This window comes from Litoribacter ruber (assembly GCF_018449405.1).
GTDB lineage: Bacteria > Bacteroidota > Bacteroidia > Cytophagales > Cyclobacteriaceae > Litoribacter > Litoribacter ruber.
On the sequence record NZ_JAHCMY010000001.1, the window covers coordinates 38345 to 62441 of the forward strand.

16 protein-coding genes are annotated in these 24097 nt (G+C 46.0%); 4 read left to right on the plus strand and 12 right to left on the minus strand.

Annotation, left to right across the window (positions count from 1 at the left end; all coding sequences use genetic code 11):
* Window positions 1-5: 5 nt before the first annotated feature.
* From carB to KI659_RS00220, 4 genes are all read right to left on the minus strand, one after another.
* Window positions 6-2825: a carbamoyl-phosphate synthase large subunit gene (gene carB, locus KI659_RS00205; protein ID WP_213943329.1), complete on the minus strand. Its 2820-nt coding sequence runs from the start codon at window positions 2823-2825 to the stop codon at window positions 6-8.
* A 135-nt stretch (window positions 2826-2960) separates the two neighbouring features.
* A complete protein-coding gene (locus KI659_RS00210) occupies window positions 2961-3443 on the minus strand; it encodes a peptide deformylase (protein ID WP_213943330.1) in 483 nt (160 codons plus the stop codon).
* 195 nt (window positions 3444-3638) lie between these two features.
* A complete protein-coding gene (locus KI659_RS00215) occupies window positions 3639-5138 on the minus strand; it encodes a DUF4301 family protein (RefSeq protein WP_213943331.1) in 1500 nt (499 codons plus the stop codon).
* A gap of 155 nt (window positions 5139-5293) precedes the next feature.
* On the minus strand, window positions 5294-6685 hold the full coding sequence (locus KI659_RS00220; RefSeq protein ID WP_213943332.1) for a hypothetical protein: 1392 nt from the start codon (window positions 6683-6685) through the stop codon (window positions 5294-5296).
* Window positions 6686-7498: 813 nt separating this feature from the next.
* Between KI659_RS00220 and KI659_RS00225 the strand changes: the two genes are divergently transcribed.
* Window positions 7499-8164, plus strand: a complete 666-nt coding sequence (locus tag KI659_RS00225) for a hypothetical protein (protein ID WP_213943333.1) — start codon at window positions 7499-7501, stop codon at window positions 8162-8164.
* A 93-nt stretch (window positions 8165-8257) separates the two neighbouring features.
* Here KI659_RS00225 and lpdA read toward each other — a convergent pair whose 3' ends face one another.
* The 8 genes from lpdA to KI659_RS00265 form a co-directional block, all read right to left on the minus strand.
* Window positions 8258-9655 (minus strand): dihydrolipoyl dehydrogenase, encoded by a 1398-nt coding sequence (gene lpdA, locus KI659_RS00230; RefSeq protein WP_213943334.1) that lies wholly within the window; start codon window positions 9653-9655, stop codon window positions 8258-8260.
* 50 nt (window positions 9656-9705) lie between these two features.
* A complete protein-coding gene (locus KI659_RS00235; RefSeq protein ID WP_213943335.1) occupies window positions 9706-10077 on the minus strand; it encodes a four helix bundle protein in 372 nt (123 codons plus the stop codon).
* A 131-nt stretch (window positions 10078-10208) separates the two neighbouring features.
* Entirely contained in the window at window positions 10209-11753 is a 1545-nt protein-coding gene (gene odhB, locus KI659_RS00240; RefSeq protein WP_213943336.1) for a 2-oxoglutarate dehydrogenase complex dihydrolipoyllysine-residue succinyltransferase, read from the minus strand.
* Between the two features lie 99 nt (window positions 11754-11852).
* Window positions 11853-14645: a 2-oxoglutarate dehydrogenase E1 component gene (locus tag KI659_RS00245; protein WP_213943337.1), complete on the minus strand. Its 2793-nt coding sequence runs from the start codon at window positions 14643-14645 to the stop codon at window positions 11853-11855.
* A 252-nt stretch (window positions 14646-14897) separates the two neighbouring features.
* A complete protein-coding gene (locus KI659_RS00250) occupies window positions 14898-15710 on the minus strand; it encodes an NAD(P)H-binding protein (protein WP_213943338.1) in 813 nt (270 codons plus the stop codon).
* Window positions 15711-15839: 129 nt separating this feature from the next.
* Complete coding sequence (locus KI659_RS00255) at window positions 15840-16469, minus strand: sterol desaturase family protein (protein ID WP_213943339.1); 630 nt, start codon at window positions 16467-16469, stop codon at window positions 15840-15842.
* Between the two features lie 140 nt (window positions 16470-16609).
* Window positions 16610-17749 carry an N-acetyl-alpha-D-glucosaminyl L-malate synthase BshA gene (gene bshA, locus KI659_RS00260; RefSeq protein WP_213943340.1) on the minus strand — a complete coding sequence of 380 codons (1140 nt, stop codon included), beginning with the start codon at window positions 17747-17749 and terminating at the stop codon, window positions 16610-16612.
* A gap of 98 nt (window positions 17750-17847) precedes the next feature.
* Window positions 17848-20844 carry a glycoside hydrolase family 3 N-terminal domain-containing protein gene (locus KI659_RS00265; protein WP_213943341.1) on the minus strand — a complete coding sequence of 999 codons (2997 nt, stop codon included), beginning with the start codon at window positions 20842-20844 and terminating at the stop codon, window positions 17848-17850.
* A gap of 170 nt (window positions 20845-21014) precedes the next feature.
* Here KI659_RS00265 and KI659_RS00270 point away from each other — a divergent pair, with 170 nt between their 5' ends.
* The 3 genes from KI659_RS00270 to KI659_RS00280 are packed head-to-tail and all read left to right on the plus strand — an operon-like array spanning window position 21015 to window position 24093.
* Window positions 21015-21425, plus strand: coding sequence for a hypothetical protein (locus KI659_RS00270; protein WP_213943342.1), 411 nt, complete (start codon window positions 21015-21017; stop codon window positions 21423-21425).
* The gene (gene mutL, locus KI659_RS00275; RefSeq protein ID WP_213943343.1) at window positions 21418-23298 is read left to right on the plus strand and encodes a DNA mismatch repair endonuclease MutL; all 1881 of its coding nucleotides are present in this window, start codon (window positions 21418-21420) and stop codon (window positions 23296-23298) included. The genes KI659_RS00270 and mutL overlap by 8 nt, the downstream gene beginning before the upstream one ends.
* Before the next feature lie 3 nt (window positions 23299-23301).
* Window positions 23302-24093, plus strand: a complete 792-nt coding sequence (locus KI659_RS00280; RefSeq protein ID WP_213943344.1) for a rhomboid family intramembrane serine protease — start codon at window positions 23302-23304, stop codon at window positions 24091-24093.
* The last annotated feature ends 4 nt before the right edge of the window (window positions 24094-24097 follow it).

A 24097-nucleotide genomic window follows, 5' to 3' on the forward strand; every position in this document is an offset into this window, starting at 1 on the left:
TAACCTTATCTACTTAAGTACAAGTTCCTCTCGCCGTAAATCTTTAGGAAATAATCATCCATAAGATCGTCGATGAAGTAAATGGCTTCTCCGGTAGACTTCATCTCTGGACCGAGCTCTTTGTTGACATTCGGGAACTTGTGGAAGGAGAATACCGGCTCCTTGATCGCATAGCCGTTTTTATACGGCTTGAAATCGAAATCTGTAACCTTTTTCTCTCCCAACATTACCTTTACGGCATAATTGACGTAAGGTTCTCTGTACGCCTTGCAAATGAAAGGAACCGTTCTGGAAGCTCTTGGGTTGGCTTCTATCACGTAAACCTTATCATTTTTGATGGCAAACTGAATATTGATCAAGCCCTTGGTCTTCAAGGCCAGGGCGATTTTCTCTGTGTAGGTTTCGATCTGTCTCATCACCAGGTCCCCCAAGTTGTAAGGAGGCAATACCGCATAAGAATCACCGGAGTGGATTCCGGCTGGTTCGATATGCTGCATGATACCGATAATATAGACGTTTTCACCGTCACAGATGGCATCTGCTTCCGCCTCTATGGCTCCCTCGAGGAAGTGATCTAGTAGGATTTCGTTGTTTGGAATATCCCGAAGTACGTTTACCACGTGCTCTTCGAGTTCTTTTTCGTTGATCACGATCTTCATTCCCTGGCCGCCCAATACATAAGAAGGTCTTACCAGTAGCGGGAAACCGATAGTTTTGCAAAGCTCAAGGGCCTCGTCTGTATTGTGGATAGTGCCAAATTCAGGGTAAGGCACATCGTTTTCTTTCAATAGTGTAGAGAAGTGGCCTCTATCCTCAGCCAAATCCAAGGCTTCAAAGCTGGTACCAATGATTTTGATGCCGTATTTGTCAAGCTTCTCGGCAATCTTCAAGGCGGTCTGTCCACCCAGCTGCACGATTACGCCCTCAGGCTTTTCGTGGAGGATGATTTCATAGATGTGCTCCCAGAATACAGGCTCGAAATAAAGCTTGTCGGAAATGTCAAAATCCGTAGAAACCGTCTCCGGGTTACAGTTGATCATGATGGTCTCGTAGCCACACTCTTTGGCAGCAAGTACCCCATGAACACAGCTATAGTCAAATTCGATCCCTTGACCTACCCTATTTGGTCCAGACCCAAGGACTACTATTTTCTTTTTATTTGTGGCAATACTTTCGTTTTCCTCACCGAATGAAGAATAGTAGTAAGGAGTTTGGGCTTCAAATTCAGCGGCACAGGTGTCCACCAACTTATAGTCTCTCATGATACCCATTTCCTTGTAGCGCTTGTCAAAGACCTCGCTTTCAAGACATCCCATCAAGTGAGCTAGCTGCCTGTCTGCGTAGCCTTTCTTTTTGGCTGTAAGCATAAGCTCCTTGGAGATGGTGTCCAGTTTGAACTTACTGATTTCTGCTTCCAGATGGATCAGTTCTTCAATCTGCTTGAGGAACCACTTGTCGATTTTGGTAAGTTCATATATGGTTTTGAAGGAAACGCCTAGTTTGAAGGCATCATATACGTGGAAAAGTCTGTCCCAGCTTGGATTGGCCAAGCTGTAAAGCAGGGCATCCTGGTCTCTAAGCTCTTTTCCGTCGGCGCCAAGGCCGTTTCTTTTGATCTCCAATGACTGGCAGGCTTTCTGAAGGGCTTCTTGGAAGTTTCTTCCGATACCCATCACTTCACCCACCGCTTTCATGGATAGACCAAGTTTCCTGTCAGAGCCCTTGAACTTGTCAAAGTTCCATCTTGGGATCTTCACAATCACATAGTCAATCGCCGGCTCAAAGAAAGCCGAAGTAGTGCCTGTGATGGAGTTTTGTATTTCGTCAAGGTTGTAACCCACCGCTAGCTTGGCAGCTACTTTGGCTATTGGATAACCGGTAGCTTTGGATGCCAGGGCTGAAGAGCGGGATACCCTTGGGTTTATTTCAATTCCGATAATTTGCTTGTTGTCAGGGCTTACAGAAAACTGTACGTTACATCCCCCGGCAAAATTACCGATTCCGTTCATCATACGGATGGCCTGATTTCTCAGTTCCTGATACACGGTGTCGGGAAGCGTCATCGCCGGTGCCACTGTGATGGAGTCACCTGTGTGCACGCCCATAGGGTCAAAGTTTTCAATTGAACAGATCACCACCATATTACCGATGCTGTCTCTCAGTACTTCCAGTTCGTATTCCTTCCAGCCCAAGATACTTTGCTCGATAAGTACTTCGTGGGTAGGAGAGGCGGTAAGGCCTGCTGTCAGTGCTTTTTCAAAGTCTTCAGCTTTTTCCACAAATCCGCCTCCGGTACCCCCGAGGGTGTAGGAAGGACGTATTACAAGCGGGAAACCGATTTCTTGGGCGATTTCGTGTCCCTGAAGATAGGATGTGGCTGTTCTACCCATGCAGACACCCACGCCAAGTTCTTCCAAGAGGGCTTTGAATTTCTCCCTGTTTTCTGCTGTGTCTATGGCATCAATGTCCACCCCGATCATCCTGGTATTGAATTTCTTCCAGATTCCGGCCTTATCGCAGTCGATGGCCAGATTCAGAGCTGTCTGTCCACCCATGGTAGGAAGTACGCAGTCGATATCCGGATGCTCGGTTAGAATTTTGACGATGGATTTTTTCTCCAAAGGCAATAGGTAAATGTTGTCCGCAGTCACTGGGTCAGTCATGATCGTGGCCGGGTTTGAGTTGATAAGGGTAACTTTGATACCCTCTTCCCTCAAAGACCTGGCAGCCTGTGAACCGGCGTAATCAAATTCACAAGCTTGGCCGATAACGATGGGACCTGAACCGATAATGAGGACGTGTTTGATGCTACTATCTTTAGGCATGCTGTTGAGAGGTTTTTAGTCTGTTAAGAACTTTTGGCTAAATTGGTGCAAAATTAAACAAATAATCGAGAGATGCACGGTTGTGCTTGATAATTGGCGAATTGACTGTGTGAATTAAACAATATTAACGTTGGTTTACCGCCATTTAAAGGACTTCCCGTCTTTGGCCCTCATGGTACACAAAATTCCGTCCAAATGGTCATATTCATGCTGGATTAATTCAGATATGTCATCTTGAACTTTCCAGATTTTCTTTTCCCAGTTATGATCCAAATAATGCAGGGTGAGCGAGCGGTGTCGATCTACCTTTACCAGTAGGTTTGGAAAGCTCATGCAGTCATCCCACATTTCAAACTTTTCTTCACTCAAATTCTTCAGTTCCGGGTTGATGATCACGTAGGGCTTGTCCAGGTTGAGGTAAAACAGGCGCTTCATTATTCCCAGTTGGGGAGCGGCGATTCCTCTCCCAAAACCGTAATTGAGTCGGATATCCTCCATGGCCTCATGCAAGTCCTTGACCCAATCAGCCACAAAAGGAAGTTCCTCTTTAGTGATGGGTTCACAAGTTTCATATAGTCTGGGATCTCCAAGTTTTAGTATGTCATCTATGGTTTTCATTTAAATCTATTGGATTATTCGGATTTGTGCTGGGAGCCTGTTTTAGAAAGACGGAAGACGGAAGACGGAAGACCGAAGACGGGAGACCGAAGACGGAAGACGGGAGACGGGAGACCGAAGAAAGCGACATCTTAGCATTTGGGCAGGATTCTAGCAGGAAACACCGCCGGTTTTATTCCAGCGGTGTCGTTCGGGTTAATTTTGATGCTCATCCCGCAACAAGTCGTTGACCGTTTTTACGGGGTTGAAGGTGATGATGGGCACTTCCACAAAAATGGTGTTCCAGTCTGCCATGGAACCGTTCCACAATCCTGGCAACTCCAAGGCCTTTAGCTCTTTGCCATTCTTTGATTTGCCGGTGATGAAGCCGGTCTTCATGTCGCGATGCTTCAAAAGATCAAATTTGTTGCCCTGAAAATCTTTGGTGCCACACACCACATCCACCGGGTTGAAATGAGTGGCTGAGTTGAAGATTTCCTTTTTCTCAGGATCATTCAGGTCAATCTGGGCGTTTTCTGCAATCTGAAGGGAAAGGGAGCCGTCTTCCTCCTGAACCCAGAAAGGTCCACCGCCGGGTTCTCCCACATTCCTTACCATTCCACAAACCCTGATGGGGCGGTTTAGCTTGGATTTAAGGAATTCCTGCTTTTGGGCTAATGGCCATTCCTTGTATTCTTCGGGTAGTTTGCCGGCAAGCTCCACTTCAAATACTTCCTCCGCTATGAGGTTGTCGTGTTCTATATTTTCCAAAGCATGGAACACTTTGTCCTGTACTTTCAGCAGGAGCGCTCCAAGAGCTTTTTTGTAGGCTTGGGTAGTATCCTTTAATCTATCAGGCACCACATTGTCCACATTTTTGATAAAAATAAGGTCGGCATCTATCTCATTCAGATTTTCCAAAAGGGCACCATGTCCTGCAGGCCTAAAAAGGATGCTGCCGTCTTCTTCTATAAAAGGTGTGTTATCAGGGTTTACCGCAATGGTGTCGGTGGACTGCTTTTGCTGAGAAAAGCTAACTTCAAAAGTGACCCCGTGTTCCTTTTCCAGTTTGGGCTGGATTTCCGCAATTTCCTCCTTAAACTTCTCCTCATGCTCTGGGCTGACAGTAAAGTGGATATTCACCTTGTCCCCTTTGCCTTTGGCGTACATCACGCCTTCCACAAAATGCTCGTAAGTAGGGGTGCGGTCCTGCTCACTGTAATGGTGGAATTTCAGCAGGGCTTTTGGCAGGCTACCGTAGCCAAGACCCTTTTCCTCCAGCAGGTAGCTGATGATGAGCGTGTAGTCTTTATCTTCCAGCGCTTTGCTGATGGAACTGCCATCTTTTTCCAAAGCCTGGTTGAGATCTTTGTGAAAAGCGAATTTTTCTATGTTGTCTATGAATTTCTTTGCGAAGGCATTGTTCTCCAGCTTTCCGTCCCCATCCAGGAAAGCGAAAAGGTCTTTGAACATCCTTGAAGCAGCACCCGAGGCGGGCACGAACTTGAGGATATCTTTTTCTTGAACCAGTTGGTCAAACTGTTTACCATATCTCTTGATTTCATCCTCATTGAATTTCCGGATGCCGTTCCCCACTTTTGCAGCCTCTACAATGGGCAGGAATGGAAAGCCGGATTTGAAGTTTTCTATTTGCTCTTGGGCTTTTTCGGGGGACATGCCCTGGGCAAGAATCTGTTGCTGAAGTGTGTGGTCCATAAAATAATAGGATTCAATTCGAGGTTAAAAGTTAATCTATAAATATAGAGGATTGCAGGCAGAAACTGAAGGATGAACTGCTCCAATTTGGCAATGCCATGCTTAATTAACCAAAAATAGTGCTAGAGGTTATTGGGGAAGGTCTGATTTTAAGGTTAATTTTTGTTGGAAAGATTGCTGTAGGGCTCCTGGATTTTCAGCTTACCCATAAAGTAATCGAGGGGTTGGTCAGCTCCCTGAAATAGGGGGGATTCATTGTAAAAAATGATCTCGTTAAAAGTTAGATGTTTCACCCCATACTGCAGGCCCGGGGGTAGTTCTTGGGTGAAGTTGGTCATTTCCCCCATCTCGTTAATCCTGAAAATGTTGACTATTTGTGAATCTTCCTTCCTTATGTTGTCCTTATGACCAAAATAAAGGTCATCACCAATTAAGAAGGTAAATGTCTCCCGACGGTAATTGTGTTCATTCAACCTGTATCTGGTGGTATAATCAAATGCGACAACTTTATCCCAAACCTTTTCTCCTTTACTGTCAAGGCGGAGGAAATGTGCTATCTGCTTTTTATAAATGTTTTCATGGCGGCTTACCGGCTTTCCTGGAATGGAGGCCACCAGGATGTCCCCATCATTTTCTGCCAGGATTTCGACTTGGTTAAAGCCCTTTTTTCTTTCGTAGTTTAGCTGCTTTCGCTGTTTGCGGTCCAAACCATTGTTTCTTTCTGCCAGACTTTGTGGTTCAATGATTGAAAACGCTTGCCTATTGTCATTGTCCATAACCCAATGGAAAAAGGCGTGGTAGCGCTTGAGTTTTTTCTTCCCCGTGGTACCGATCACCCTGGGGTTGTTATTGGAGTCAATTACCAAGGAAGCGGTAACTATATCCTTGTTTCTAAAATCTGTGTCCAGCCTCATTTGGCCTGCAAATTCCCCGTCGGGCAAATATTGCTGCCATTCTAGGATTTGGTGGTTCCCTTTTGGGGAAGTCAGCAGGTTGATGGAGTTGTCGGCATCACTGATGTGCCAAATCTTTTTCTCCGGGAGGAAAATGGTATTCCGGAATGGATTGGAGGGGTCAAAACCATATACTTGAATAATTGGATCTTTTTGTTGGCCGATAATGGCAAAGCTTTCCTCAAAAACCAAGAAGTCTGTCGGTTTGTGAACTTGTGAAGCTCCAATTAAATGGGCATGGAGATTCCTGTCTTGAATGGAGTACTCCAGCACTTCTTTCTTATAGTAGTGGTTGGAAAGCCAGCTTAGCAGGATGTAAACCTTGCCGTTTTTGACTTTTATTATATAATCATTGATTCCTGGAGTGGTGTTGTAAAGGGATTCATGGACTTTTTCCAAGTTTTCATCCAATAAATGTAACACCACTTCGCCTGTTCCGCGGTGAAGGATCAGATTCAGCACGCCATCCTCCGCGGGCACTGCCTCAAAATTGGTCAGATAATCCAAAGGGTCAAGTGGTGTGTTTTTTTGCGCCCAAGTGGAAGTCGTGAGAAAGAATATGAAAAGGATGAGGGTAGTGTATGTCGCTCTCATATCTAAAAATTTTATACATAATAGGAAATTACAGACTAAAAATCAAGTAGTAGTGGGAGACTTTAACCGCAAAGTGCATAGAAGCGCAAATGGGTCACAAAGAATTAACGTAAATGAAAATGGGTCACAAAGGCCCCGAAGGTAAAAATAAGTTGCACAAAGTTTTGCTTTAGGTAGCTATTTGAGACAGCTGAGCGCAGTCGAAGCTGTTCTTTCCATAATCGAATCCCCGGTCCCCGAGCGGAGCCGAGGGGAGTGAGAAATTAGAGAAAAGAAATGGGTCACAACGGTCACAAAGTTCAAAAGAAGTCACACAAAGGCCTCTTCATGGACATTAAACCTCGTCACTTCGACTGAAGCGAAGCGGAATGGGGAGGTCTTGAACGTGGACTCCTTAAGGAAGGTGACACAAAAGAGAGAATAATGAAAATAGATTCGGCGTTTAGGAGTGTATTTCCCGATCATCGCTACGCGGATCGGGAGGTTTAGGGGTTTAGAAAAGCGCGAAGCGACGCGGGATTAGAGTGCAATAGATCACAAAGGCCCTGAAGTTTAAAAGAAGTCGCACAATGTTTGAAATTACCTAAGAAGCCGTATAGAAATTTCCGTACCTCCCGGTTTCTTGTATATCCTTTGCGCTTCTTCAAAATCTTTGCGGTTTAATTAATGCTTCATCTCAAATTTTGTAAAAATTTTAATTATTAAAGTTTTAATTTACAGGTGGTTAGTGGTGAGAGTTTGGAAGGGAGGTTTGAAATACTCAACCTTTATATTTAGTGTACGTTTGGTGAAGAGTAACAAAATCAAGTAATTATGAAGATAATATATGCTATTGCAGTATTGATGTGTTTTGGTTTTACTTTTGGTGCACATGCGCAAACTGACGAGAAAGAAGACCCAGGATTTGATTATGGTCAGTTTAAAAATGAGTTTTCAGTTGATCTCATTCCAATTATTAACGGTGACCTCCCAGCCCGATTTTTTTATCGTAGAAATTACACAACTCCCAATGGTAGAATGATGGCTTTCCGGATGGGTTTGGGTGGTTCTATGACAACCAACCCTGCAGATGTGATGTACGAGTCGGTTAATTTTGAGCGCCAACGGACATTCAATTATCAAGGGTTAATCGGTTTGGAGTTTCAAAAATCCATCAGTCCAAAATTTATAGGATACCAAGGGGTTGATTTCATAATTGGGGAAACAATAACGAGGTTTGATGAACCTGAAAGGATGAATATTCTTCAGCATTATCAGCAAAGTGATTTTTCAATTGGCGGAGCGTATTTTTGGGGTGCCAAATACCACATTTTGCCAAGGCTCTCGGTGTTTGCCGAGATGGCGCTGCTCGTATCCAACAATTCCATAACCAATTCGACATTAAGAAATTTTGACAGGAGAGATACCGTATCTTCCCAGTCGGCCTTGCAGCTCAGATTTCTTCCCATCCGAAATATCAGCATAGCTTACCATTTCTAATCTAAAACCAAAAAAGCAGCGTCCAGGACGCTGCTTTTCTTCTTAAGGTATGATTTTTCGGTCTTCGGTTTTCCGTCCCGCGTCTTTTTCCATTTAAATATGCAAAGCTCTGTTCTCCGTCGCAGCCAGACAAGCTTCTTTGAAAGCCTCTGTATACGTAGGGTGGGCATGAGACATTCTGGCGATGTCTTCGGCTGAGGCACGGTATTCCATTGCCACCACGGCTTCGGCGATCATATCGGCCGTTCTTGGTCCGATCATGTGTACACCTAGGATTTCATCCGTTTCGGCATCCGCCAACACCTTCACCAACCCGTCGGTATCCATAGATGCCCTGGCTCTTCCTGAGGCCATGAATGGGAATTTGCCGGTTTTATACTTGATGCCTTTTTCCTTGAGCTGTTCCTCCGTGAAGCCCACGGCGGCTACTTCCGGCCATGTGTAAACCACACCTGGAATCAGGTTGTAATTGATATGCGGCTTCTGGCCTGCCAGTTGCTCGGCTACCAACACGCCTTCTTCCTCTGCTTTGTGCGCCAGCATGGCACCCTTCACCACGTCTCCGATGGCGTAAATGTTGTCCACATTGGTTTTCAAATGCTCATCTACTTCCACTTGGCCTCTGTCGTTCAGTTTGACACCAGCAGCCTCAGCATTGAGACCGTCGGTATAAGGTCTTCTGCCGATAGAAACCAGTACATAGTCGCCCTTCAGCTCAACGGTTTCGCCTTTGCTGTTTTCGGCCTTTACCACCACTTCATTTCCGGTGTTTTCCACAGCGGTAACCTTGTGCTTGAGGAAGAAGTCAAAGCCAAGCTTCTTTAGTGACTTTTGAAGTTCCTTGCCCATGGTTTTATCCATAGTAGGGATAAGAGAGTCCATGTATTCCACGACGGAAACCTTTGAACCGATACGTGCATACACTGATCCAAGTTCCAACCCAATCACCCCACCGCCGATCACGATCAGGTTTTTAGGGATTTCCTTCAGTTTCAATGCCTCCGTGGAGGTGATGATCCTTTCCTTGTCGATATTGATAAAAGGCAGGGAAGATGGTTTGGAGCCAGTGGCAATGATGATGTTTTTGCCTTTGATTTCCTCGGCTTTTCCGTCTTCTTTGCTCACCTTCACGGTGTTTTTGTCCACAAAAGAACCCAATCCATGGTGTACATCGATTTTGTTCTTTTTCATCAGGTACTGGATGCCGTCTACGTTTTGCTTCACTACCTCGTTTTTTCTGCCGATCATCTGGCCGAAGTTCACCTTAAGGTCCTTCAGGTCGATGCCGTGCGTTTCGAAGGTGTGTGCTGCATTGTGGTAATGCTCCGAAGAGTCCAGCAAGGCTTTGGAGGGGATACAGCCTACATTCAGGCAGGTGCCTCCAAGCGTGTTGTATTTTTCTACGATGGCCGTCTTCATTCCAAGCTGCGCCGCCCTGATGGCTGCCACATACCCGCCTGGTCCTGAGCCGATAACGATTACGTCGTACATGTTTTGTCTGTTACACCGCCTACTTGGTACTAAGTACTAAGTACTATGTACTAGGTAGAGGTAGGTTTGTAATTATTCAAACTGTTTTTAAGTTTGACAAGCATATTCTGAATATGCTTAAGTTCAGTTTCAATCTGATTAAACTTATCATCCCCAATAAACTTCAACCTGTTAGAAATTATCAATTGAGTGTCTAACTCAAAAGAGGAGGCTAGAGCCACGCTCAGAAAGTGGTCGAAATCTCTTTTCGTATTTCTTCCTGCTCCTTCTGCGATGTTTGAGGGAATTGAAACTGCGGCCCGGTTTATTTGACTTATTAAGCCATATTTTTCCTCTTTTGGAAGTTTTTCAGTAGCCTGGTAAACCATTATAGCAAGGTCAATTGCTTTCTGCCAAACTTGTAAATTACTGTATCGGTGCATATGTGAAAAAATGAAATACAATATAAGAATTTCCTTCCTGATTTTCACCTATACAACCGAAAACCCTACTTAGTACTTAGTACATAGTACATAGTACCCATAAAAAATACCAAGCAGGGCCGTGAAATCATTTATACCCCAAACAGAAGCCTAGTCGGATCCTCAAGTAGCTCTTTTACTCTCACCAGGAAGCTGACGGATTCGCGGCCGTCGATGATGCGGTGATCGTAGGAGAGGGCCAGGTACATCATGGGGAGGATTTTGACCTCACCGTTGACGGCCATTGGGCGCTCCACGATGTTGTGCATCCCTAGGATCGCTGATTGTGGGGCGTTGATGATCGGGGTGGACATCATGGACCCGAAGATACCTCCGTTGGTCAAAGTGAACGTACCGCCGGTCATCTCGTCAATTGACAACTTGTTGTCTCTCGCCTTGGTAGCCAATCTTACCACTTCTTTTTCCACCTCGTCAAAGGAAAGCTTCTCGGCATTTCTGATCACCGGTACCACCAAGCCTTTCGGAGCGGAAACGGCAATAGAAATGTCACAGAAATCATTGTAAACAATCTCGTTACCGTCAATCTGCGCGTTCACTGCTGGCCATTCCTGAAGGGCCACGCATACCGCTTTGGTGAAGAAGGACATGAAACCGAGGTTTACGCCATGCTTCTCCTTGAATTTGTCTTTGTACTGCTTACGGATATCCATGATAGGCTTCATGTTCACCTCGTTGAAGGTGGTCAACATGGCCGTTTCATTCTTCACCGAAACCAGTCTTCTCGAGATGGTCCTTCTTAGGGAAGTCATCTTCTCACGACGGCTGTTTCTGTCTCCGCTTACTTTTGGTGCTTCGGCATCCGCAGTTTTTGCAGCCGGCTTGCTTTCTTGCTTCGCCGCTGGCTTAGCTGCTTTTTGTGCTTTTTCAGCATCTTCTTTGGTTACTCGGCCGTCTTTGCCGGTGCCGTTTACATCCTTTGGATCAATTCCTTTTTCTGCCAAAATCTTGGCAGCAGCAGGGGAGGCATGTCCGGTGGCGTAAGTTTCGTTGGCAGAAGCGGAAGCGCTTGCTGAAGCACTTTCTTTAGCTGCTGGAGCTGGCTCTCCCTGTGGAGCACCACCCTCGGTCACCTCGATCTTGCATATCAAGCCGCCGATTTCCAAGGTGTCGCCTTCTTGTGCTACGTGGCGAAGGATACCGTTAGCCTCGGCTGGGAGTTCAAAAGTAGCCTTGTCAGAATCCACCTCAGCGATGATTTCATCCAATTCTACATAATCACCGTCGTTTTTCAGCCAAGTGGCCAAGGTAACTTCAGTGATGGATTCACCTACGGTTGGTACTACCATTTCCTTTACCTCGCCAGTGGCGCCACCAGTGCTTGAGGAAGATTCTTCTTTAGGACTGTCAGCAGCTTTCTCAGCTGGAGCAGAATCGCCGGAGGCATTGGTGTCGATGGTGCAGATCACATCACCGATTTCCAAGGTGTCGCCTTCTTTGGCGTTGGTTTTCAAAATACCCGCTGCCTCGGCAGTCAGCTCAAAAGTAGCTTTGTCTGACTCCAGCTCGCAGATCACTTCGTCCATTTCTACATGGTCGCCGTCATTTTTAAACCATTGTCCAATGGTCACTTCGCTAATAGATTCCCCTACGGCAGGGACTTTTATTTCTAAGCTCATAATTTTCTTTTTACCCCCAGGCCAAGGCCTAAGGTTAATTTTACATTGGTTAAATTGTGAAATTAACCCCTTGTCCCGCCGAGGCGGGATTGGAGGTGTTTATTGTAATTTTAAGGCTTTGTTTAAAATTGCTTCTTGCTCCTGGTGGTGTACTTTGTTGTAACCGGTGGCAGGGGAGGCGCTGGCTTTTCTTGAGATCACATCCATAGGGAAGTCTCTGTAAAGGGCACGCATCATGTAGGTCCAGTAGCCCATGTTCTCCGGCTCTTCCTGTACCCAAACCACTTCTACATCATTGTATTGCTTGACGGCCTCCAAGATTTGGTTTTTAGGAAGCGGGTGAAGCTGCTCTACCCTTACGATAGCCACATCTTTCACTTTTTCCTTTTCTCTCTGCTCGATTAGGTCATAGTAGATTTTACCTGAGCAAAGTAATACGCGCTTCACATCCTTGGCTTTTACGCCAGTATCCTGAATTACCTCTCTGAATCTTCCCTGCGTGAATTCCTCGATAGGAGAAACCACTTTCGGGTGTCTGAGAAGTGATTTTGGGGACATCACGATACAAGGTTTTCTGAATTCCCAGGCCAGCTGTCTTCTTAGCATATGGAAGAAGTTGGAAGGCTCGGTGATGTTGCAGACCACCATGTTGTATTCTGCTGAAAGTTGTAGGAATCTCTCCGGTCTGGCATTGGAGTGCTCAGGTCCCTGGCCTTCGTAGCCGTGTGGAAGTAGCATCACCAAACCGTTCATTTTCTGCCATTTTGATTCCCCAGAGGAAATAAACTGGTCGATCATGGTCTGGGCGCCGTTGGCGAAATCACCAAACTGGGCTTCCCATATGGCCAAAGCGTTAGGGTTTGCCATGGCGTAACCGTATTCAAAACCAAGCACCGCATATTCGGAAAGCAGGGAATTGTAGATATGGAACTGTCCCTTGCTGTCCTTCATTTCCTTCAGGGAATTGTGGGCCACATTGGTGTTGGCATCATGAAGCACGGCATGTCTGTGGGAGAAAGTACCTCTTCTCACATCCTGCCCGGTCAATCTTACCGTTTTTCCCTCCAAAAGAAGAGAGCCATAAGCCAAAAGTTCCGCTCCGGCCCAGTTGAGGGTCTTGGAGTTGAAGAACATTTCCTTACGCTGCTTCATCTGCGCCTCGATCTGCTTGATGGGCTTGAAGCCTTTAGGCAGGGTAGTCAAGGCTTCGGCTACCTTGTCGATGGCTTCCTGGGAAATGTATGTCTCAGGAGATTGCTCAAAGTCTTCCGGCTTTGATCTTCTCAGGGATTGCCACTCCTGCTCAAATTGGGTAAACTTATAAGGTAATGGTTGCTCCTTCACCATGTTCAGCCTGTCCTGAAGCAACTGACGGAATTCTTTGTCCATCTGCTTGGCAAGCTTGGCATCAATGTCACCTCTTTCAAGCAATCTCTTGTTATAGATTTCTCTTGGGTTAGGGTGCTTGGAGATAATGTTGTATAAAGATGGCTGTGTGAATTTAGGTTCATCAGACTCATTGTGGCCATGTCTTCTGTAGCAGACCATGTCAATAAAGATGTCTTTATTGAACTTCTGTCTGAATTCCGCAGCCAGGTTAGCCGCGAATACCACCGCTTCAGCGTCGTCACCGTTTACGTGGATCACAGGCGCATCAATGATTTTGGCTACGTCCGTACAGTAGATGGATGAACGTGCATCGTCAAAGTCAGTTGTGAAACCTACCTGGTTGTTGATGACAAAGTGTATGGTACCTCCGGTGTTATAGCCTTTTAATCCGGCCATCTGAGTCACTTCATACACGATACCCTGTCCGGCTACCGCGGCATCCCCGTGGATGAGGATGGGGAGGGCCTTCTTGGTGTCATGCTGGTGCTCTGAGTCAATTTTTGCCCTGATAAAACCTTCCACCACCGGGTTTACCGCCTCAAGATGGGATGGGTTAGGGGCAAGTTTAAGGTTTACCTTATTGTTGTCTGGCGTGTGGATATCACTGGAGTAACCCATGTGGTATTTTACATCACCGTCACCCATGGTGAGGTCCGGCTTGGCAGTTCCCTCAAATTCAGAGAATATCTGCTCATAGGTTTTGCCCATGATGTTGGCCAACACGTTCAGACGGCCACGGTGGGCCATTCCGATCATCACTTCTTTCACGCCAAGACTGGCGCCTTTGTTGATGACCGCATCAAGGAAGGGGATGGTGCTTTCGCCGCCTTCCAGTGAAAAGCGTTTCTGTCCGAGGTATTTGGTATGAAGGAAGTTTTCGAATACTACCGCTTCGTTGAGTTTCGAAAGGATTCTTTTTTTGTCCTCTGCAGGTGGGTTGAAGGCCAAGGCCTCTTTTTCAATCTTGGTCTTGAGCCAGTCGAGCATCTCCGGATCGCGGATGTATAGGTACTCGAAGCCCATCGAGCCTTGGTATATCTTTTTGAGGGCGGCCAGAATATCGCTAAGTTTGGCCTTGCCAATGCCGATTTCATCGCCAGCCTGGAATTCGGTGTTTAGGTCCGCATCGCTCAAGCCCAAATCTTCCAGGTCAATGAGTGCCTTGCGGTCCACTCTTTCCCTTACCGGGTTTGTCTTGGAGCGCAGGTGTGCTCTGGAGCGGTGGGCGTGGATCAAGGCCCTAACCTTGATTTCTTTTGGAAGTTGCTCCATGTCCATGATGGTGCCTCTGGTGGCAAGACTTCCATTTTCGGCCTTAGGGGAGGCTGCCTGGGTTTGCGCCCCTCCATCTTCGTCTTCACCGTATTTGGTGATGGCAAAGTCGAAGCCGTCAAAGAAGGTTTTCCAGCTTGGATCTATGGATTCAGGATCTTTCTTGTATTCGTCATATAGCTCATCGATGTAAGCTACATGGGCGTTTGCAATATATGAGAATTTGTCCATGGTAAGGTTTTTTCTTATAGGGCAAATATATAGAGTTACGGATTGTTTTAAAAATTGTATATTCGTGTAAACGAATTAAGCTGATAATCAAGTATGTTGATTTTTGTTTTCCGTAATAAATTTGGTTTTTGCTTTGCTTTCCTGATTTTTTGAAATGTTAAGCCAATATTAAGACAGGACTTTTGGTAAGGATAGTTTAGTGGGGCCTTAAAAGACTTTAAAATATTTCAATTATAAAAAACCCCGTGAGTATCATTCACTTGAGTAAGTATATTTCATCGGGTCAGGAAATTGGAATTTAAATCCTTGGACGAGCAGTTTTTCAGAAGAAATTATCCTTTGCTGATAATTTTGTGAAAAACTAATCGGCGGAGGAAAACCCATGTTCTGAGCATTGTGAAGGTAAATTTCTTTGCGCAATGGATGCTGTGGACTGACTGCATTGAAGATATTATTCCATTTGTTTTCAGTAATTATCCAGTCGATAATACCTATCACATCCTGCTGGTGAATATAATTGACAGGGATGTTGCCATCCACGTTTTCCTTGCCGGAGAAGTATTTCCCGGGGACGCGCTTTCCCCCCATCAAACCACCGCAGCGCAAAATGGTCAGATCGTATCCGGCATCTTTTGCCAACAGGTTTTCGGCCTTCAACAATGCCCGATTGCCCGTGTTGTGTTCAGTTATCCCAAAGCTTTCCTCATAGATGCCTTCGCTAGAGGGGTAAATGGATGATGAACTGATGTATATGATTTTTTTGACACCATGCTGTTCAGCTAATGCTTTGAGATATTTGGCTTGCTCTGGGTGAAAGGTGTCCGGTTTGCTTCTGGTGCCAGGGGGGATGTTGATAATCAAAACATCTGTCTGAAAAAGATTTCCAAACTTCTGCCCTGTAGGGTGGGGGGTCAGGTTGAATAGAAAAGGCTCCAGTTTCTCCCCTTTCAGCTTTTCCAGTTTTTCCATCGAGGTAGTACTGCCTTTTACTTCAAAGCCTTTTTGTTCCATATGCCGTGCCAGCGGCAACCCAAGCCATCCCAGGCCAATAACAGAGATAATCATATTTTTAGTCGTTGTACTATATTAAACTAAAAGTGTCAATTTTGTTTTCTCCATAAAAGTGCAAGCCCATAGTTTACTCCGTGAGGAAGCTTTTACAAAAAAAGCCTCCCCATCAGGAAGGCTTCAATATCATCTCTCTCTTTTCGGCATGGTGCCTAAGATATAGTCCCATAAGGGTGAAGATACCCCAAAGGCCACGTCAGGATCTTTATAATGGTGAATGGCATGGTTGACCCATAGGATTTTAAGGAAATTCTTTGGTGGCTGATAGGCATGCACGATATAATGGACGCCTAGGTAAAGCGCATAACCTGACAGGAAACCCGGTAAGAAATAAAGCGCATAATCATTCATCAGCAAGGTAAAAACCACATAGAATACAAATGCATAAAAAGCACTAATAAAAGGCGGCATTGCCAACCTGTCCTTATCCTTGGGATAGTCATGGTGGACCCCGTGAACGGAATACTGAAGTTTGTCTTTTACCTTGTTGTCAGGTTCCATATGAAAGAAATACCTATGCATGATATATTCCACCAAGGTAAATGCCAATAAGCCCACAAGGGTAATCGCTAAGCCCACGCTCAATGGGATATCGGTGATGGTAACGGCGTAATAAAAAGACACCGTCCCAATTCCTAAAAACATGGCGATCGGGATACTAATGTGAGTCCTGGACATTTTTTCCAAGACCGGATTTTCAAACATCCTCGCCGATCCGCTGTTGTCCGGTCTGTCTAGTCTTCCAATCTTTTTCATAAAAAAACGTTGTTGATTTCGGTTTATCTACAGATAATATTATGCCAAACAGTGGTAAATTTTAATGCAAATCTACTCCAGGTTAATTTAAAATGGAATCTTATTTTGTAAAATTTAATTTTATGACAAAAATCAGGTTTTTATTTGGCGGTTTCTAGTGAACTTTCAATTGTCTTCTTATAAAAGGACTCATAAAGGGGCAAAATGTTTGACACGTCGAATTCTTTCGCGCGAGCAAGGGCTCTAGCTTTAAACCCGGGCAGGTTTTCGGAAGAAAGAATTTCCAAGGCACGCTCTGCCATGGTATTGATATCCCCGACATTACAATTGAAACCGGTTTCGCCATCAATGTTCAATTCCGGGATCCCTCCTGCATTTGAGGAGAGCACTGGCACTTCGCAGGCCATGGCTTCCAGGGCGGCCAGACCAAAACTTTCTTTTTCCGAAGGAATCATGAAAAGGTCGGCTACCGAAAGTACTTCTTCCACCGCTTCGAGTTTGCCCAGAAACCTTACATCATCGCAGGTGCCCAGTTCACGGCAAAGCCTCTCCATTCTGTCCCTTTCCGGTCCATCGCCCACCAGCAAAAGTTTGACGGGCATAATTTTTCGCAGCTTGTCAAAAACATAGATCACATCTTCCACCCGTTTTACTTTCCGGAAGTTGGAGGTGTGTACGATAAGTTTTTCCCCATTGGGGCAAATGGCGGTTTTAAAATGTTCCTTCTTCTGTTTTTTAAACCTTTCCAAGTCGATGAAATTGGGGATAACCTCAATCTCTTTTTTGATGTCGAAATGGTCGTAGGTAGCTTTTCTTAAGTCTTCCGAAACGGCCGTCACACCATCAGATTGGTTGATGCTGAAGGTTACGACTGGTTCATAGGAGGGATCCTTGCCTACCAGGGTGATGTCGGTACCGTGTAGGGTGGTGACCACGGGGATGTGAATGCCTTGGGCTTTGAGGATCTGTTTGGCCATATAGGCTGCAGAGGCATGCGGAATGGCGTAGTGCACATGCAGCAAGTCCAATTTCTCATATTTGACTACATTGACCATTTTACTGGCCAGGGCCAATTCATAAGGGGCATGTTCAAAAAGGGGATAACTCTTGATGTCTACCTCGTGGTAAAAGAGGTTTGCACTGAAAAAATCCAACCTGGTGGGCTGTCTGTAGGTAATAAAGTGGATCTCGTGGCCTTCTTTAGCCAGGGCTTTGCCAAGTTCTGTGGCCACCACTCCGCTACCACCGAAGGTAGGGTAACAGACAATTCCGATTCTCATATATAAGGAGTTATATGATCGTGGCGGTCCAGAAAATGCCGGACCGCCATGATCAGGTATTTACAAAGCTTTATATCAATACCCCTTTAACACGAATCTTAATTGTTTTTGTTCGCCTGTGCGTAATTATTTAGGGATTCGTATCGAAGTGATTTATATATGATGTCATGTATTTCAGTCCTATAACCTTCTTTCAATAGGGTATTATTACTTGCGTCAGGGTAAACTCTATTGGAAAGGAAGACGTAAATCAGCTGGTTGTCAGGGTCTGCCCATACGGCCGTGCCCGTAAATCCGGTGTGGCCAAATGTGCTTTTTGGGGCCAGTTTTCCGGTGGAGCCGTTTTTGCCTTTTTCAACCTCTGGCTTATCCCAGCCCCAGCCTCTTCGGCTCTGTTCTGATTGCCTTCTGGTAAATTCATGCACCGTTTTTTCATCCAGCAGGTGTACATCCCCGTACTTACCTCCCTGCAGCAGCATCTGCATCATCACTGCCAAGTCGTTGGCCGTTCCAAATAGGCCTGCGTGGCCTGCTACACCCCCGTACATGGCGGCCCCCTGGTCGTGGACAAACCCGCGGACAAGGTTTTTTCTGAAAGACCTGTCCTCTTCAGTAGGGGCGATCATGTCCAGATCCAGTTTGCGGTGAGGCAAATAAGTGAGAGTGTAAAGTCCCAAAGGCTCATAGAAGTTATGCTCCATGAAGTCATTCAAAGGCTGATTGAGCAATCTTTCCGTCACCCTTTGCATGATATACATGCCAATGTCAGAGTAAGTGTAATCAAATTTATTTTGGCCTTTCGGTAGCGTCTTCAAATCGGCTTCCAAGGACCATTTCCACAAGCTGTCCCGGAGACTGTTTATGGCGTACATATTGGTGCCCAACTGGATATTGTAACCCTCCATTTCATGGGCGCTATAGAACTCGTTTTTCCACTTGCCGCCTTCCAGGGTTTTGGAGTGAAACGGTATATAGGGCTTCAGGCCTGCCTCGTGTGTCATGATATCCCTGATCTTCAATTTGCCCTTGTTGGTGTCACGGAGATCTGGCAGGTATTGAGAGATGGAGGCATCCATGTCCAAAAGCTGCTGGCTTTGCAAAAACATCACCGCCGATGTGGTGGACATTACTTTGGTGATGCTCGCTAGGTCATACACCGTTTCGGTGGTTACAGGCCTGCTTTTCTGATAGTCGAGGTGACCATAAGCCTTCTCAAAGATCACATGCCCGTTTTTGGCCACCAAAACCACTCCGCCCGGTGTGGCTTTTTTCTGGATGGCCTCATTCATCTTGCGGTCGATTTCAAGCAAGGAGCGGCTGTCCACTCCCTGGGTTTCTGGTGTGCTGTAGGCCAGTCTGGAAAGCTTTTTGGTGTCCATTCCCGATCCAAACGGGAATTTTTTGCTGGCCGTAACCGGCAGCCTGCCCTCGGCGGCTCTGGCGCCAAAGATTACCTGAGGCACTAGCTTTTCTGTAAACTCATTCTCCTCGTAGGCCATCACCACATGTGAAAGTCCTTCAAGTTGCTTGGCACCGTAACTGTTGCCAAACATCACGGCTATAACGTTGTGCTTTGCGCTCAGTTTTTTGATGAAGTGGATATCGCTTTCGTTGAGTCCAAAGTTTCTTTTCGGATTATTGGTCATGCCCGTGATTCCAACTACGACGGTATTGTAATCCTGTAGGTTGGCCTCCAGGTTGTTGTAATCCATGGAAGATGGGCTTTTAGAAAGGTCAAAATGTTTGAACTTGCCGTATTTTGAAAGTTGCTTCTTGAACTCTTTGCCTTGGCCACCCCCGATTGTGATGGAGGCCATGTTGAGCATGTCTATGTTTTTTAAGGGCAGGAAATTGTTCTGGTTGGCTATTACGCTAATGGAGGAAGCGTATAGCTCCTCGATCACCCCCTTGGTGTGGTTGGTGTTGATTCTTTCGACCAGCCTGTTGGTATCGATAGGTTTCTGCTGGTGCAACCCACTCCAATATTTTGCACGCAATACTTTTCTGATTCTGCCGTCAATTTCTTCCTGGGTGATTTTTCCATCTTTTACTGCTTCCAAAATCAGTTGCTTGGCCTTTGCCACATCCTGAGAGTAGAGCAGGATGTCATTTCCTGCCAATAGAGCCAAAAGGTCCACTTCTCCCGGTTTGTGAAAGGAGCTTACGCCTTTCATGTTAAGAGCATCGGTGAAGATAAGGCCATTGAAATTCATCTCGTTTTTTAGCATATCGGTCACCACCTTTTTCGAAAGGGTAGTGGCGCGGTTAGGCTCACTGTCCAGGCTTGGTACATGAAGGTGGGCTACCATTACGCTCATCAGATCCTGGTCGATCAGGGCCTGATAGGGATAAAGGTCAATGTCGCGGATCCTTTGTTCGCCGTGCTTGATTACCGGCAGGGTGTAGTGGCTGTCGGATTCGGTGTCCCCGTGTCCTGGGAAATGCTTGGCATTGGCCATGATGCCATGATCCTGCATGCCTTTCATGTAGGCCAGTGATTTTTGGGTCACCAGTTCTTTTTGTTCCCCAAACGCACGGTACCCGATCACCGGGTTCTGGGGATTGGAGTTAACATCTACCACGGGGGCAAAATTGATGTGCATGCCCAGTTCCTTAAACTGGCGGGCGATTTCCTTGCCCATGTTGTACACCAGCCGGTCATCCTGAATGGCGCCCAGGGTCATCTGCTTGGGGTACTGCATCATGGAATCCAAGCGCATGCTGATGCCCCACTCGGCATCCATGGCCAGGTAAAGAGGGGTTTTGGAGATGGATTGGTAATAATTGGTCAAGTGGGCCTGCCGCACCGGGCCGCCCTGGAAAAATATGAGTCCGCCTAGGTGTTGCTCCTGGATGAGTTTGGCAATCTCCTGCTTGTGTTTTTCGTCCTTGTTGGAATAGGCCGCCACCATAAACAGCTGGCCCAACCTTTCTTCGAAGGTCATGGAATGAAAAACACTGTCAACCCACTGGTCCTGCAGATGACTGTCCTTTGTGGCCAAAGGGTCACGGTCATTAGGTCCTTTCCCGCCGGCCAACAGCCATGATGTGGTCAACATCACCGCCATGAGGGCCTGCCAAACTTTTCTTTGCATGTAAATGTTTAATTTTTATTGCTTAAAATTTAAAATAACTTTGTAGTACAACTTGTCTGTATTGCAACGTCAAACTTACACAATAACTTGTCCCAGCCCTATTGTATTGTGATAAAGTGGAATAAGTTTATTTAAGTAACGTATTCAAGTGACAACCGAAAATTTGACCCATGAAACTCCCATCATTATTTAAGTCCGCCAGCCATCAACGATTTGATATCAAACCCAGATTTTATGATCCGGTAAAAGAAGAAATCGAACAGCGAACCTCGAGAATTCAAAAAGAATTGGAGTCAAAGGGTGTTTTGCATCCGGATGAATATGGGGAAGAAGATTTTGGAAAAAGTCGTTCTTCCTCCCTCAGAGGAGCATTTACCCAAAGTAGTTTACGTAAAAGTAGCTCCGGTGGTTTGTCCAGTGCCGGACTTTTGAGGATGTTGATTTTTGTAATTCTGATGGTGGGGGTATTTGGGTATATTTACTATGGAAATGCGGCCCTTTATGCCCTTCTTTACATTGCGGCGGGCGCAGGATTGGTGATGGTATTTTTCAGGTTAAAAGGAAAGAAAAAGCATGAGTGATATTATCCAACTACTTCCCGACGCTATTGCCAACCAGATAGCAGCCGGTGAGGTGGTTCAAAGGCCCGCTTCCGCTCTCAAGGAGATGATGGAAAATTCCGTGGATGCAGGTGCCGACAATATTCAGGTATTTATAAAAGAGGCTGGTAAGGCCCTCATCCAGGTGATTGACAACGGTAAGGGGATGTCCCCGACCGATGCCAGGATGAGCTTTGAGCGCCACGCCACGTCCAAGATCAGGCAGTCGGAAGACCTTTTTGCCATCAAAACGTTCGGTTTCCGTGGTGAGGCAATGGCCTCCATTGCGGCGGTGGCCCAAGTGGAACTGAAAACCCGCACCGCCAATGATGAGCTGGGAACCTTGATCTGTATAGAGGGTTCGGAGGTGAAAAAGCAGGAGCCCGTAGTCTGCTCTACCGGGACCTCGATTGCCATCAAAAACCTGTTTTTCAACGTACCTGCCAGAAGAAATTTCCTCAAATCCAACGCCATCGAAATGCGGCATATCGTGGAGGAATTCCAACGGGTGGCCTTGGCCTATCCGGAAATTGGTTTTTCCCTCATGCAAAACGATATGGAGCTCTTCAAACTGAATCCCGGCAAGCTTAGCCAGAGGATCGTAGGGGTATTTGGAAAGAATTACCAGGGACAGCTTGTCCCCTGCCATGAAGAAACGCCTCACTTGAATATTCACGGATATGTAGGCAAACCGGAAAACGCCAAAAAATCAAGAGGCGAGCAGTACTTCTTTGTCAACAACAGGTTTATAAAAAGCAACTACCTGCACCATGCGGTTACCAATGCTTTTGAAGGTCTAATGCCTGGGGAAAGCCATCCTTTCTATTGCCTGTTTTTGGATTTGGACCCCACCCACATCGATATCAATGTGCACCCTACCAAGACGGAAATCAAATTCGATGACGAGCGCACCATTTATGCGGTGGTAAGATCTGCGGTCAAGCAGGCCCTTGGGGCGCACAATGTGGTGCCCACGCTGGATTTTAGCATGGATGTCAACTTTACCGATACCTGGAAAAGGGACGAGGGGCAAAAGCAGGAAGTGAAGCAGGAAAATTCCTACAAAACGCACTCCATGCCATCCTTTAAGAAGAAGGATGCGACCGGATGGGAAAATCTTTTTGAACAGGATGCCCTGAACAGCCGTTCCCATTCTTCCTCAGAGAGGGAAGAGTGGAAAAAGGAAGAAACGGCGAACCCGGAAATGATGACCTTTTCCAGCAAGGTCAATGCCGACGAACCGGTACAGAGTAGGGAAGAGGAGTCTGCGGCTCCTTCGGCAATTGCGGCCACCGGGACGACCTTCCAGGTGGAGCAGACTTACATCGTGGCGCAAATGTCCACAGGGTTGTTGATTTTGGACCAGCAGGCCACACATGAGCGGATTTTGTATGAGCGCTACATCAGGCAGCTCACCAATACCCAGGGGGCTTCCCAACAGTGTCTGTTTCCGCAAAGTATAAGGTTGAGTCCCTCGGATTTCTCTTTGGTCATGGATTTGCATGAAGAGCTCAACAGCCTGGGCTTCTTGGTAGAGGAGTTTGGCCAGCACACCGTGGTGATCAACGGGGTGCCTGCTGATATTTACATCAACAATGAAAAGGCCCTGTTTGAGGGATTGCTCGAGCAGTTTAAGCACTTCAAATCCGAATTGTCCATTGACAACAAGGAAAACCTTGCCAGGTCGCTTGCCAAGCGTTCGTCCATCAAAAAGGGTAAGGTATTGAAAGCCCAGGAAATGGAAACCCTGGTGGGGCAGCTTTTTGCCTGCCAAAACCCGAATTATGGCGTATCGGGAAACAAAACCTTCGTCAAATTAGATTTAAATAAACTACAAAGCTTTTTTCAGCGCTAACACATGTTCAGATCTTTAACTCCGGTAGTCAAAAATTTACTGCTAATCACCATAGGGATTTTTGTCATTACCTCCTATTTAATGCCCCAGCTGAAAGGCTGGTTTGCCCTTTATTACATCAACAGTGATAGGTTTGAACCCTTTCAGTTTTTGACCTACATGTTTATGCATGCCGACTTCTGGCACCTGTTCAGCAACATGCTCGGCTTGTTTATCTTTGGTCCCATGCTGGAGCAGTTTCTGGGTGGCAAAAAGGTGCTTATCCTCTGGATGGTTTGTGGTGTGGGCTCAGGAATCTTATATTCGGGATATACGTTCTATAGGATGAACCAGCTGGACACCCACGTGGAGAGTTTTTACAACAATCCCAGTCCAGCGGAATTCAACAGGTTCGTGGCGGCCCACCGGCATCATTTCAAACCTGAGATCTATGATTTCATTGATGATTATGACCGCAACCCGGAAAATGAGCGCTATGAGAGCATCGCCAAGAACTATATGGTTAAAATCCGAAATAATGTAGCAAATATCCCGATGGTGGGAGCCTCTGGCGCATTATTTGGTGTATTGATTGCATTTGGTATGCTATTTCCAAACACCCAGCTGTTTCTGCTGTTTCCACCTATGCCGGTAAAGGCGAAATACCTGGTTCTTTTTTATGGACTATATACCGTTTGGAACATTATCGATAGCCGCCCTACGGACAATGTGGCCCACTTTGCGCACCTAAGTGGCTTAGTGATCGGATTTATATTAATTACTTATTGGAAAAGAAGTAGAGATAGTTTCTATTAACAAA

Coding starts and splice junctions, on each gene's coding strand:
- KI659_RS00245 (WP_213943337.1), bottom strand. CDS start 14,645: ATGGACAAATTCTCATATATTGCAAACGCCCATGTAGCTTACATCGAT.
- KI659_RS00250 (WP_213943338.1), bottom strand. CDS start 15,710: ATGATTATCTCTGTTATTGGCCTGGGATGGCTTGGGTTGCCGCTGGCA.
- KI659_RS00215 (WP_213943331.1), bottom strand. CDS start 5,138: ATGGACCACACACTTCAGCAACAGATTCTTGCCCAGGGCATGTCCCCC.
- KI659_RS00235 (WP_213943335.1), bottom strand. CDS start 10,077: ATGCACCGATACAGTAATTTACAAGTTTGGCAGAAAGCAATTGACCTT.
- KI659_RS00265 (WP_213943341.1), bottom strand. CDS start 20,844: ATGCAAAGAAAAGTTTGGCAGGCCCTCATGGCGGTGATGTTGACCACA.
- bshA (WP_213943340.1), bottom strand. CDS start 17,749: ATGAGAATCGGAATTGTCTGTTACCCTACCTTCGGTGGTAGCGGAGTG.
- KI659_RS00280 (WP_213943344.1), top strand. CDS start 23,302: ATGTTCAGATCTTTAACTCCGGTAGTCAAAAATTTACTGCTAATCACC.
- KI659_RS00220 (WP_213943332.1), bottom strand. CDS start 6,685: ATGAGAGCGACATACACTACCCTCATCCTTTTCATATTCTTTCTCACG.
- carB (WP_213943329.1), bottom strand. CDS start 2,825: ATGCCTAAAGATAGTAGCATCAAACACGTCCTCATTATCGGTTCAGGT.
- KI659_RS00270 (WP_213943342.1), top strand. CDS start 21,015: ATGAAACTCCCATCATTATTTAAGTCCGCCAGCCATCAACGATTTGAT.
- mutL (WP_213943343.1), top strand. CDS start 21,418: ATGAGTGATATTATCCAACTACTTCCCGACGCTATTGCCAACCAGATA.
- KI659_RS00255 (WP_213943339.1), bottom strand. CDS start 16,469: ATGAAAAAGATTGGAAGACTAGACAGACCGGACAACAGCGGATCGGCG.
- KI659_RS00225 (WP_213943333.1), top strand. CDS start 7,499: ATGAAGATAATATATGCTATTGCAGTATTGATGTGTTTTGGTTTTACT.
- odhB (WP_213943336.1), bottom strand. CDS start 11,753: ATGAGCTTAGAAATAAAAGTCCCTGCCGTAGGGGAATCTATTAGCGAA.
- lpdA (WP_213943334.1), bottom strand. CDS start 9,655: ATGTACGACGTAATCGTTATCGGCTCAGGACCAGGCGGGTATGTGGCA.
- KI659_RS00210 (WP_213943330.1), bottom strand. CDS start 3,443: ATGAAAACCATAGATGACATACTAAAACTTGGAGATCCCAGACTATAT.